Raw genomic sequence first — 11,714 nt, forward strand, 5'->3', positions numbered from 1 at the left:
CGTCCTCGTCGACACCCGCCGCCTCGCCGACTGCTTCCCCGCCGTCGACTACTTCGAGAACAGCGGACTCCCCTTCGTCATCGCCCTCAACGGCTTCGACGGCCATCAGCCGTACACACCGGACGAGGTCCGCGAAGCACTGCAGATCGGACCGGACGCGCCGATCATCATCACCGACGCACGACACCGCTCCGAGGCCAAGAGCGCACTCATCACGCTCGTGGAGCACGCGCTGATGGCCCGGCTGCGCTAGTCCGGCTCCGGACGGTTCCGGTTCCCGGCGCGCGCCGTACGACGGAAGGCCCCCGCACACCTGCCAGGTGCGGGGGCCTTCGCCGTGTGCGGGGCGGGGTTGCGGTACGTCCCGCGGGGCTCAGCGCAGGGTGTCGCCGACGGCGGTGAGGATCAGGGCGAGGGAGACGGCTCCGGCGTCCGGATGGCCGTGGCCCAGCGCGCCCATCCGGGCCGCCCGGCCGCGGGCCGGGGTGAGTTCCGCGGTGTCGGCGGCGGCCCGGGTGGCGGCCTCGGCGGCGGCCCGCCACGCCTTGGCCAGCTCCTCCCCCGCGCGGGTGCGCAGTTCGCGGCGGAACGGGTCGAGGGCGTCCAGCATCGTCTTCTCCCCCACCCGCGCGCCGCCGAGTTCGCCGATGGCCCGCTGAGCGGCGTCCGCGGCGTCGGCGAACAGTTCGGTGTCACAGACCGGGCCCGTGCCGTCCGCGGTGGCGCCGCCGCTCGCGGTGCGGGCCAGGACGGCGCCGGTCTCGGCCAGCAGGGCGCCGTACAGGGCGCCCGAGGCGCCGCCCGACGCGTCGGCGAGGGCGAGGCCCGCGGTGAGCAGGGCGGCGCCGGCCGAGCGCGGGTCGCCGGCCGGGCCCGGCTCGGCGGCGCGGGCGGCCGCGACGGCGGCGCGCAGCCCGCGGACGATGCCGATGCCGTGGTCGCCGTCGCCGGCGACCGCGTCCAGCCGGCCCAGTTCCGCCTCGTGCGCGGCGACCAGGTCGAACGCGGCTTGGAGCGCGGCGGTCGCGGGCAGGTCGACGGCGGTGGCGCGGTCGGCCGTGGACCCGTTGGCCGCGGCCGTGGCCGGCTGCGTATCCGGCGCCGCCGTCACCACCGTGACCGCCGTCACCGCCGCGGCCGCCGGTGCGTCCGTCCGGTCGTCGCTCCCGGCCGGATGGGCGCCCGGCAGGCTGCGGAAGGCCGGGGTGTCGCACGGGGCGTCGTACAGCCCGGTCAGTTCGTCGTCGAGGACCATCAGCGACAGCGAGACACCGGCGGTGTCGAAGGAGGTGACGAACTCGCCGACCTCGGGCCGGTAGGGGCGCAGTCCGGCCTCCCGCAGGCGCCGGTTGACCTGCCGGTAGACGACGAACATCTCCTCGTACTTGGTCCGGCCCAGGCCGTTGAGGAGGACCGCGACCCGGCCGTCGCCGCCGGGCGGCAGGTCCGGCAGTTCGGGCAGCAGGTTGTCCACCAGTTCGTCGGCCAGTTCGGCGGCGGTCAGGTTCCGGGTCGTGCGCAGGCCCGGCTCACCGTGGATGCCCATGCCCAGCTCGGTGGTGCCCGCGTTGACGGTGAAGAGCGGCGCGGCGGCGCCGGGGAGGGTGCAGCCGGCGAAGGCGGCGCCGAAGGTGCGGGTCATGGCGTTGGCGTGGGCGGCGATGCGGGTGACGCCCGCGAGGTCGTCACCGCGCTCGGCGGCCGCGCCGGCCGCCTTGAAGACGAAGAAGTCGCCGGCCACGCCGCGTCGGTCGCGGGACGGGTCGATCTGCCGGCCGTCGACCGGCGGCGGGCCGCTGGCGACATCGTCGGTGATCAGCACCGTACGGGTGTCGATGCCCGCGGCGGCCAGCCGGCGGGCGGCGAGGCCGAAGTGCATGACATCGCCCGCGTAGTTGCCGCAGGCCAGCAGGATGCCGGCGCCGCCGTCCGCGGCCCGTGCGGTGCGGTAGACCTGTTCGGCGCTGGGGCTGGCGAAGACGTCGCCGATCGCGGCGGCGTCGGCGAGACCGGGGCCGACCAGACCGGCGAAGGCCGGGTAGTGGCCGGAGCCGCCGCCGATGACGACCGCGACCTTGCCGGGGCGGGGCGCGTGGCGGCTGATGACGCCGCAGGCGTCCGGTACCCGGCGGACCGTGCGCGCGTAGGCGTCGGCCAGTCCTTCCAGCCAGTCCTCACGGAAGGTCTCGGCGTGGTGTCCGAGACCGGCGGGGATGGTGGTCATCAGCGCGCACTCCTTTGTCTCATCCCTGTGGGATCGCACTTCTCCCGCACGAAACCGCCGCCACCGCCGCCTCCGTCACCACTGCCGTCACCGGACCGCCCCGGCATTCCACCACCCGTACCCCGCCGCCCAGCGCTTTGCTTCCTCCCCTCCGGCCGCAATCGCTCCAACGGCGGCGCGCTCCCGCGAGGCGCGCGAGGGCGCCGTCCGCCGGCCGACGCGGACGCCCCGCGGCGCCCCGAGGGGCCCGCGCCGCCGCGGGCCCCTCGGGGCGCCGGGAGGGCGGTGCCTACGGCCCGGCCGGGTCCGCGGGCACCGCCCGGGAGCCGGTCAGCGTGTGGCCGGGCACTGCTTCCACGCGAAGTGGTAGGTCGTGTTGATGCTGCCGTCGGTGGAGTCCATGGCCATGTAGCTGGTCGTGTTGGGGTCCGAGGTGCCGGCGTTCACCCGCAGTTCGGTGTTGATGTTGAAGTAGCGCTCCTCGCCGCAGGGGGCGTAGACCAGCGCGCTGACATCGGTCTCGTCCGACGTCTGCCAGTTGGCGTCGGCCGGACCGGTGAAGGTGTGGCTCTTGCGGCCCGTGTCGGAGTCGCCCTGGAAGTAGTAGCTCGCCTGCTCCAGGCCGTTGGCGCCGGGCTTGAGGGCGGCGTAGCCGCGGTAGTCGGCCTTGGCGACGGCGTAGGTGAAGCCCTGGGGGACGTGGACGTTCAGCGCGATCTGGCAGTTCTTGCGGGAGTCGGTCGGTTTGGTGTCCTTTCCGGCCTGGGCGAGGTATTCGCTGTAGGTGACCGTGAAGGCCGTGTTGTCCGGCGCGATGGCCACCGCGGCGCTGCCCGGCCGGCAGCCCGAACCGTTGACGGTCGCGACGTCGATGGTGATCTGACCGGCCGGCGGTTCCGTACCGCCCCGCGCCGGTGCGGTGGGGGACGCCGCTCCGGCGAACAGCAGCGATGCCACCGCGGCACCGGCACTCAGGGGGCTGAGCATGGGCTCTTCCTTCCGGTCGTCCTGGGGTCCGCCGGGGCGGCGCCAGGAAGGAGGGAATGACGAGCGAATGCCAGCACGGGGATCTTCGGCTGACCAGCCGTCCCCCGCAGGGTTGGGGCGAACCTACGCCTTGATTCGGCCGCGGCGCCGAGCGTTTACGGGGCCCGGGAGAACCACGGACGGGGCCGGCCGCGGACGCGCACCCGGGTGGAGTGCGCGTCCGCGGCCGGCCCCGTCGGGGCACCCGTTACGGAAGCGGCCGCGGAGCGGCTCAGCGCTGCCAGCTGGTCGCGCCGTGGAAGCCGTACTGACGCTCCAGACGGCGCCAGCGGGCGGCGGTGGCGTGCGGGTGGGCCGGGGTGGCGGCCGGCCGGTGGGCGGCGCGGGCCAGGAGAACGGCGGTCAGGGCGGCGAGCTCTTCCTCGCTGGCCCGGCCCTTCTCCACGCGGATGGGGTCGGTGCGGGACGTGGTGGTGCGGTCGGCAGGGTTCACGTGAGTTCTTCTCCGTCGTCGGCGGTGGGCGCGGTACCGGTGCGGGCGCGGTTACTGCGGGGGGTTGCCGTGTTTGCGGGCGGGCAGGTCCGCGTGCTTGGTGCGCAGCATGTCCAGGGAGCGGATCAGCGTCTGGCGGGTCTCGGCGGGGTCGATGACGTCGTCGACCAGACCGCGCTCGGCCGCGTAGTACGGATGCATCAGCTCGGACTTGTACTCCTTGACCATGCGCACCCGCATCGCCTCGGGGTCGTCCGCGTCGGCGATCTGCTTGCGGAAGATGACGTTGGCCGCGCCCTCGGCGCCCATCACGGCGATCTCGTTGGTGGGCCAGGCGTAGGTCAGGTCGGCGCCGATGGACTGGGAGTCCATGACGATGTACGCGCCGCCGTACGCCTTGCGCAGGACGACGGAGATGCGCGGCACGGTGGCGTTGCAGTACGCGTACAGCAGCTTGGCGCCGTGGCGGATGATGCCGCCGTGCTCCTGGTCGACGCCGGGCAGGAAGCCGGGGACGTCCAGGAGGGTGATGATCGGGATGTTGAAGGCGTCGCACATCTGGACGAAGCGGGCGGCCTTCTCGGACGCCTCGATGTCCAGCACACCGGCCAGCGACTGCGGCTGGTTGGCGACGATGCCCACCACCCGGCCGTCCAGGCGGGCCAGCGCGCAGATGATGTTGGTCGCCCAGCGCTCGTGGACTTCGAGGTGTTCGCCGTCGTCGACGATCTCCTCGATGACCTTGCGCATGTCGTACGGGCGGTTGCCGTCGGCCGGGACGAGGTCGAGCAGCGCGTCGCCGGAGCGGTCGGCGGGGTCCTCGCAGGCCACCGTCGGGGGGTTCTCCCGGTTGTTGGCCGGCAGGAGGGAGAGGAGGTAGCGGACCTCTTCGAGGCAGGTGGTCTCGTCGTCGTAGGCGAAGTGCGCGACGCCGGAGGTCTCGGCGTGCACATCCGCGCCGCCCAGGCCGTTCTGGGTGATCTCCTCACCGGTCACCGCGCGGACCACGTCGGGTCCGGTGATGAACATCTGCGAGGTCTCGCGGACCATGAAGACGAAGTCCGTCAGCGCCGGGCTGTAGGCGGCGCCGCCCGCGCACGGACCGAGCATCACCGAGATCTGCGGGATGACGCCGGACGCCCTGGTGTTGCGCTGGAAGATGCCGCCGTAGCCGGCGAGCGCCGAGACGCCCTCCTGGATACGGGCGCCCGCGCCGTCGTTGAGCGAGACGAGCGGCGCACCGGCCTGGAGGGCCATGTCCATGATCTTGTGGATCTTGGTGGCGTGCGCCTCGCCCAGCGCACCGCCGAAGATCCGGAAGTCGTGCGCGTAGACGAACACGGTCCGGCCGTGGACGGTGCCCCAGCCGGTGATCACGCCGTCGGTGTAGGGCTTCTTCGCCTCCAGGCCGAAGCCGACCGCCCGGTGCCGCCGCAGCGGCTCCACCTCGTTGAACGAACCCTCGTCCAGCAGCAGCTCGATGCGCTCCCGCGCGGTCAGCTTGCCCTTGGCGCGCTGAGCTTCGGTGGCACGCTCGCTGGGGCCTCGCCGGGCCTGCTCGCGGATGGCGTGCAGCTCGGCAACGCGCCCGCGGGCGTCGTTCGCGCCGGCGGGCACCTCTTCGACAGTGGTCATGTATCGACGGTACGTGGGCAGGGCGCCTCGTACCGATGTCGGTTTCGTACAACGTCAGGTGCGTTTTGGTGGGCAGGCAGCACAGAAGCGTCCTGTACGCGGCCTGCGCGGGGGCCTCCGTACGGGTGGACAGGACGTCCACCGTCTGTATGGGCCCGACAAACGACGCCGCCGCGATGTTGTGGCGATCCACGGCATGACCGGCGAAAGGAGCACCGGAGGACGGCGAGGAAACGACAAGGAAACTGCAAGGTTGAACATTGAACTAGATCTCGCTATGGTTCATCTCGTTGAAGGTTAAACAAACCGTCTTTGAGGAGGAGCCATGGCTCTGTTCACCCGCAAGCGCACCGAGACCGCCGCCCGCACCGCCACCGCCACCCTCCCGGCGGACCCCGCACTGGCCGCGCTGACCGGCGACTACACCATCGACCCGGCGCACAGCAGCATCGGCTTCACCGTCCGGCACGCGATGGTCACCAATGTCCGCGGCGCGTTCGGGGAGCACCAGGGCACGCTCCACCTGGACGGCACCGACCCGGCCCGCTCCACCGCCGCCCTCGACATCACGATCGCCAGCGTCGACACCGGCATCGCCGACCGCGACGCCCATCTGCGCGGTGCCGACTTCTTCGACGCCGAGGTCTTCCCGCTGATGGCCTTCCGCTCCACCGCCGCCGAGCAGGTGGCCGACGACCGCTACCGCATCACCGGCGACCTGACCATCAAGGACGTCACCCGGCCGCTCAGCATCGACCTGGAGTTCAACGGCTCGGCCACCGACGTCTACGGCGCCGAGCGGGTCGGCTTCGAGGGCAGCGCCGAGATCCTGCGCTCCGCGTGGGGCCTGACCTGGAACGCCGCGCTGGAGGCCGGCGGTGTGATGGTCAGCGACAAGGTCAAGCTCACCTTCGACATCTCCGCGGTCAAGGCGGCCCCGCAGGCGTCCTGACCCTGCGGGCGCACCGCCCCCCGAAAACCCCGCGGCCCCGCGCCGGCCCCTCCCCCGGGGGCCGTACGCGGGGCCGCGGCCTTCGCCGTGGGGCCTGCCGGCTGTCGCCGTGGGGCCCGCGGCCTCGCCGGCTCCGGGTTACTCCCGCGGCTCCACCCCGGCCCGCAGCAGCCCGTACGCGTAGGCGTCGTCCAGCGCCTGCCAGGAGGCGGCGATGACGTTCTCCGCGACGCCGACCGTGGACCATTCGCCGTGGCCGTCGGTGGTGGAGACCAGGACGCGGGTGATGGAGCCGGTGCCCTGGCGGCCCTCCAGGATGCGGACCTTGTAGTCCACCAGCTCGATCTTGGCGAGCTGCGGGTAGATCCGCTCCAGGCCGATGCGCAGCGCCCGGTCCAGCGCGTTGACCGGGCCGTTGCCCTCGGCGGTGGTGACGATCCGCTCGCCCTTGGCCCACAGCTTCACGGTCGCCTCGTTGGCGTGCGTACCGTCCGGCCGGTCCTCGACGATCGCCCGCCAGGACTCGACGCGGAAGTAGCGGCGCGGCTCCCCCGCCGCGGCCCGCTGGAGCTCGGCGCGCAGCAGCAGTTCGAACGAGGCGTCCGCGGCCTCGTAGGTGTAGCCCGCCAGCTCGCGCTCCTTGACCCGCTCGACGACCCGGCCGACCAGCGCGCGGTCGCCGCCGAGGTCGATGCCGAGTTCCTTGCCCTTCAGCTCGATGGAGGCGCGGCCCGCCATGTCGGAGACCAGCATCCGCATGGTGTTGCCGACCTGCGCCGGGTCGATGTGCTGGTAGAGGTCCGGGTCGATCTTGATGGCGGAGGCGTGCAGCCCCGCCTTGTGCGCGAAGGCGGAGACGCCGACGTAGGGCTGGTGGGTGGAGGGCGTGAGGTTGACGACCTCGGCGATGGCGTGCGAGATCCGGGTGGTCTCGGCGAGCTTGCCCGCGGGCAGCACCCGGCGGTCGTACTTGAGCTCCAGGGCGGCGACGACCGGGAAGAGGTTGGCGTTGCCGACCCGCTCGCCGTAGCCGTTCGCGGTGCACTGGACGTGGGTGGCGCCCGCGTCGACCGCGGCCAGGGTGTTGGCCACGGCGCAGCCCGTGTCGTCCTGCGCGTGGATGCCCAGCCGCGCCCCGGTGTCCGCGAGCACGGTCCGCACCACCGCGGTGACCTGCGCGGGAAGCATGCCGCCGTTGGTGTCGCAGAGCACCACGACATCGGCTCCGGCCTCGCTCGCGGTCCGTACGACCTGCTTGGCGTAGTCCGGGTCCCGCACATAGCCGTCGAAGAAGTGCTCGCAGTCCAGGAACACCCGGCGGCCGTGGTCGCGGAGGTGGGCGACGGTGTCCCGCACCATCGCGAGGTTCTCCTCCGGTGTGGTGCGCAGCGCCAGTTCCACATGCCGGACATGGGACTTGGCGACCAGCGTGACCACCGGGGCCTGCGATTCCAGGAGCGCGGCGACCTGCGGATCGTCCTCGACCCGGACGCCCGCCTTGCGGGTGGCACCGAAGGCGACCAGCTGGGCGTGGCGGAAGACGGTCTCCGCGCGGGCCCGTGCGAAGAACTCGGTGTCCCGGGGGTTGGCGCCGGGCCAGCCGCCCTCGATGAAGCCCACCCCGAAGTCGTCCAGGTGCCGGGCGATGGTCAGCTTGTCGGCGACGGTCAGATTGATGCCCTCGCGCTGCGCGCCGTCGCGCAGCGTCGTGTCGAACACGTGGAAGTCGTCGGACACCGGGCCCTGGGCCGGGCTGGGCGGGGCCTGGGCGGGTTCGGAGGGGAGTGCGTCCGTCATGCTGGTCTGGCTCCTGTCGGGATCTCGGTCTACCGGAATGACCGGCTCCACCGTCCCTCCATGATCCCTCGCGCTCCGCCGCCGGCGACGGGTGGGCCGGAAACGAAAAAACCCCTCGCGGGTGCGAGAGGTCTGCGCGCGGGTCTGGGACGACGGTGGCCGCGCCGTACTCGGTTCGTACGGGGCGGTCACTGCGGACCGGCGCGCCTGCTGCCAATAATCATGGCGAACGAGAGCACGGGGGCAGTCTGGCACGGCGGCGCGGTGCGGGACAGCGAGTCTCACGATGCGGGCGGCGGCGTCCGGCGGCGGACCGCCCGGCGCGGCCGCCCGGCGACGGCCCACGGGAGCCGCCGCCGGACCGCCGGCCGGACCGGGTCGTGGTGCCTCAGGCCCGCGCCCCGCCGGGTGCCGCGGCGCCGGCCGTGGCGCCCCGTCCGCCGTCGTGGTCCCCGTCCCCCTTGCCGACCCGGTGCAGATCGATGGTGCGGGTCTCGCGCATCGTGATGTAGACGAGCAGCGAGACGGCGGCGCAGCCGGCCACGTACCAGTAGTAGCCGGACTCGATGCCGCCCTGTTTGAACCAGAGCGCGACGTACTCCGCCGTGCCGCCGAACAGCGCGTTGGCGATGGCGTACGGCAGCGCGACGCCCAGCGCGCGGATACCGGTCGGGAAGAGCTCGGCCTTCACACAGGCGTTGATCGAGGTGTAGCCGGTGACGATGACCAGCGCCAGCACCGAGAGCCCGAGGGCCGGCCAGAAGCTGCCGGCGTGCTGGAGCAGCGTCATGATCGGCACGGTCAGGAACGTCGAGCCGACCGCGAAGGTGATCAGCAGCGGACGGCGGCCGATCCGGTCGGAGAGCCGGCCGGCCAGCGGCTGGAGGCACATGAAGAGGAACAGCGCGCAGAAGCTGACCAGCGAGGCGGTCGGCTTGTCCATCCCGGCGCTCTGGGAGAGGTACTTGGTGAGGTAGGTCGTGTACGTGTAGTACGCGACGGTGCCGCCCATGGTCAGCGCCATGACCAGGAACGCCTCGCGCTTATGGGCCAGCAGCGCCTTGATCGTGCCGCGGGCCGGGTCGGCGTGGGCGCCGTCGTCCTCGGCGTAGACCTCGGTCTCCAGCATGTTGCGACGCAGGTAGAAGACGACCGCGGCGCCGAGCGCGCCGATGATGAACGGGATGCGCCAGGCCCAGCTGTGCAGCGCGTCCTCGGACATGGTCCGCTGGAGCACGATCTGCAGACCGAGGCCGAGCAGCTGCCCCGCGGTCATGGACACGTACTGGAAGCTGGAGGCGAAACCGCGCCGGCCGGGCGCGGACGCCTCGGTGAGGTAGGTCGCGCTGGCCGCGTACTCCCCGCCGACGGAGAGTCCTTGCAGCATCCGGGCGACGAGCAGGACCGCCACGCCGCCGTAGCCCGCGACACCGTAGGTGGGCGCGATGGCGATCAGGATCGCCGAGGCGGACATCAGGGTGACGGTCAGGGTGAGCGCGGCCTTGCGGCCCCGGCGGTCGCCGACCCGGCCGAGCACCCAGCCGCCCACCGGGCGCATGAAGAACCCGACGGCGAAGATCCCCATGGTGTTCATGAGGTTCGCGGTGTCGTTCCCCTTCGGGAAGAACGAGTCCGCGAAGTAGACCGCGAAGCTGGCGTACACGAACCAGTCGAACCACTCGACCATGTTGCCGGCCGAGCCGACCCATATCTTCTTCCACTGCTCTCGTCCCATAGCCGCTCACGGTCGCGGACGGCGGGGCCCGCGGCAAGAGCCACAGCGGCAACGATCGCGCGTATTTACGTGCCTTGCGGTCATGGGCGGAGCGCAGGCGGGCGGGCGAGGGGGCCCGACCGGGGCAGGCGGCGGTCAGCTCTCCGGTACCGCCAGCGACTCGTCCAGGAACTCCCGCACATGCGCCAGGACCTGCCCGCGGTCCGTACCGGGCAGGCCGACGACGAGATGGGTGCCGAAGCCGTCGAGCAGGGCCCGGATGCGGGTGGCGAGGCGTTCCGCGTCCACGGGGCGGAACTCGCCGCGGGAGGCGCCCTCGGCGAGGAGGGCCACCAGATCGCGGTGCCAGGCGAGTTCCAGGTCGAGCTGGCGCTCGCGGGCCGCGTCGTCGGCGCTCCGCGAGCGGTTCCAGACCTCCAGCCACAGGGTCCAGCGCGGGTCGCGGTGGCCCTCGGGGAGGTAGAGGCCGACCAGCGCGTCCAGCCGTTCGCGGGCCGGGACGCGGCGGGCGAGGGCGGCCCGGCGCTCGGCGCCGAGCTGCTCCTCGCTCCACTGGAGGGTCTGGAGCAGCAGCTCGTCCTTGGTGCCGAAGTAGTAGAGGATGTGGCCGCTGCTCATGCCGACCTCGCGGCCCAGCCCGGCCATGGTCAGCCGTTCCAGCCCCGCCGCGGCGATGGTGGCCATCGCCGCGGCGAGGACCTGCTCGCGGGGCCGGGCGAGCCGCCGCCGGGGAGTGCGGGCGGGACCGGGCACGGTGACCTCCGGGGTCGGCGGGGCCTGCGGGATCAGACCTCGGGCTGCTGCTGGGTGATGCAGTGGATTCCGCCACCCGCAGCGAAGATCGTACGGGCGTCGACCAGGGTCACCGTCCGGCCGGGGAAGAGCCGGCGGAAGATCCCGGCCGCGTGCTCGTCGCGCGGGTCGTCGAAGGCGCAGAGCACCACACCGTCGTTGCAGAGGTAGTGGTTGATGTAGGAGTAGTCGACCGGTTCGCCGTCCGCCTCGGTGACGGTGGGCGCGGGGACCTCCACGACCTCCAGCCGCCGGCCGCGGGCGTCCGTGGCGGCGCGCAGCAGCGCCGCCGTCTCGGCGCCGACCGCGTGGTCGGGGTGGCCGGGGTCGGGCTGGGTGTGCACGAGGACGGTGCCGGGGCGGGCGAACGCGGCGACGATGTCGACATGGCCGCGGGTGCCGAACTCCCCGTAGTCGGCGGTGAGTCCGCGCGGCAGCCAGATCGCCTTGGTGGTGCCCAGCTGGGCGTGGATCTCGGCCTCGACCTCCGCGGCGGTGCGGCCGGGGTTGCGGTCCGGGTCGAGCTGCACGGTCTCGGTGAGCAGCACGGTGCCCTCGCCGTCTACATGGATGCCGCCGCCCTCGTTGACCAGCCCGGAGGCGTAGCGGCGGGCCCCGGCCAGCTCGCTGACGTGGGCGGCTATCCCGGCGTCGTGCTCCCAGCGGGCCCAGCTCTGCGCGCCCCAGCCGTTGAACACCCAGTCCGTGGCGGCGAGCCGGCCCGTCGCGTCGGTGAGGAAGGTGGGGCCGATATCGCGCATCCAGGCGTCGTTCAGGGGCCGTTCGACGAGGTCGATGTCCGCGCCGAGGAGCGCGCGGGCGGCCGCGGTCTGCCCCGGTCCGGCGACGACGGTGACCGGTTCGAAGCGGCGGACCGCGCGAGCGACCGCGGCCCAGGCGCGGCGGGCCCCGGCCAGCGTCTCGCCGCCCTCCTCGCCGAACGTGTGGTTGGCGCCGGGCCAGGCCATCCAGGTACGCGCGTGCCGGGCCCATTCGGGGGGCATGCGGAAACCGTCGGCGGCGGGGGTGTTCATACGGGGGTCCTCACGATTGTGCGGTGGCGGGGACGGCGGGCGGGCGGCTGGACGGGACCGGGCGG

At 72.9% G+C, this 11,714-nt stretch carries 9 protein-coding genes and 1 pseudogene; 2 read left to right on the forward strand and 8 right to left on the reverse strand.

Annotation, left to right across the window (positions count from 1 at the left end; translation table 11 throughout):
- Positions 1-253 (forward strand): annotated as a pseudogene (locus IH09_RS12630) (ATP/GTP-binding protein); the annotation flags it as partial.
- Positions 254-373: 120 nt separating this feature from the next.
- Here IH09_RS12630 and IH09_RS12635 read toward each other — a convergent pair.
- The 4 genes from IH09_RS12635 to IH09_RS12650 form a co-directional block, all read right to left on the reverse strand.
- Positions 374-2,224, reverse strand: a complete 1,851-nt coding sequence (locus IH09_RS12635) for a dihydroxyacetone kinase family protein (RefSeq protein ID WP_052856292.1) — start codon at positions 2,222-2,224, stop codon at positions 374-376.
- Between the two features lie 330 nt (positions 2,225-2,554).
- On the reverse strand, positions 2,555-3,211 hold the full coding sequence (locus IH09_RS12640; RefSeq protein WP_052856293.1) for a DUF4360 domain-containing protein: 657 nt from the start codon (positions 3,209-3,211) through the stop codon (positions 2,555-2,557).
- A 271-nt stretch (positions 3,212-3,482) separates the two neighbouring features.
- A complete protein-coding gene (locus IH09_RS12645; RefSeq protein WP_052856294.1) occupies positions 3,483-3,704 on the reverse strand; it encodes an acyl-CoA carboxylase epsilon subunit in 222 nt (73 codons plus the stop codon).
- A gap of 51 nt (positions 3,705-3,755) precedes the next feature.
- The gene (locus tag IH09_RS12650) at positions 3,756-5,339 is read right to left on the reverse strand and encodes an acyl-CoA carboxylase subunit beta (RefSeq protein ID WP_052856295.1); all 1,584 of its coding nucleotides are present in this window, start codon (positions 5,337-5,339) and stop codon (positions 3,756-3,758) included.
- Positions 5,340-5,664: 325 nt separating this feature from the next.
- Here IH09_RS12650 and IH09_RS12655 point away from each other — a divergent pair, with 325 nt between their 5' ends.
- Positions 5,665-6,291, forward strand: a complete 627-nt coding sequence (locus IH09_RS12655; RefSeq protein ID WP_052856296.1) for a YceI family protein — start codon at positions 5,665-5,667, stop codon at positions 6,289-6,291.
- Between the two features lie 138 nt (positions 6,292-6,429).
- On the opposite strand, the gene cimA is transcribed toward IH09_RS12655, so the two are convergent.
- From cimA to IH09_RS12675, 4 genes are all read right to left on the reverse strand, one after another.
- Positions 6,430-8,088, reverse strand: coding sequence for a citramalate synthase (gene cimA, locus IH09_RS12660; RefSeq protein ID WP_205379684.1), 1,659 nt, complete (start codon positions 8,086-8,088; stop codon positions 6,430-6,432).
- A gap of 388 nt (positions 8,089-8,476) precedes the next feature.
- Positions 8,477-9,823 carry an MFS transporter gene (locus IH09_RS12665; RefSeq protein WP_052856297.1) on the reverse strand — a complete coding sequence of 449 codons (1,347 nt, stop codon included), beginning with the start codon at positions 9,821-9,823 and terminating at the stop codon, positions 8,477-8,479.
- A gap of 135 nt (positions 9,824-9,958) precedes the next feature.
- Positions 9,959-10,576 (reverse strand): TetR family transcriptional regulator C-terminal domain-containing protein, encoded by a 618-nt coding sequence (locus IH09_RS12670; protein ID WP_052856298.1) that lies wholly within the window; start codon positions 10,574-10,576, stop codon positions 9,959-9,961.
- A 32-nt stretch (positions 10,577-10,608) separates the two neighbouring features.
- Positions 10,609-11,649: an agmatine deiminase family protein gene (locus IH09_RS12675; RefSeq protein ID WP_052856299.1), complete on the reverse strand. Its 1,041-nt coding sequence runs from the start codon at positions 11,647-11,649 to the stop codon at positions 10,609-10,611.
- Positions 11,650-11,714 lie beyond the last annotated feature (65 nt).

It is taken from the genome of Streptomyces celluloflavus (assembly GCA_000720995.1).
Classification (GTDB): Bacteria; Actinomycetota; Actinomycetes; order Streptomycetales; family Streptomycetaceae; genus Streptomyces; species Streptomyces celluloflavus.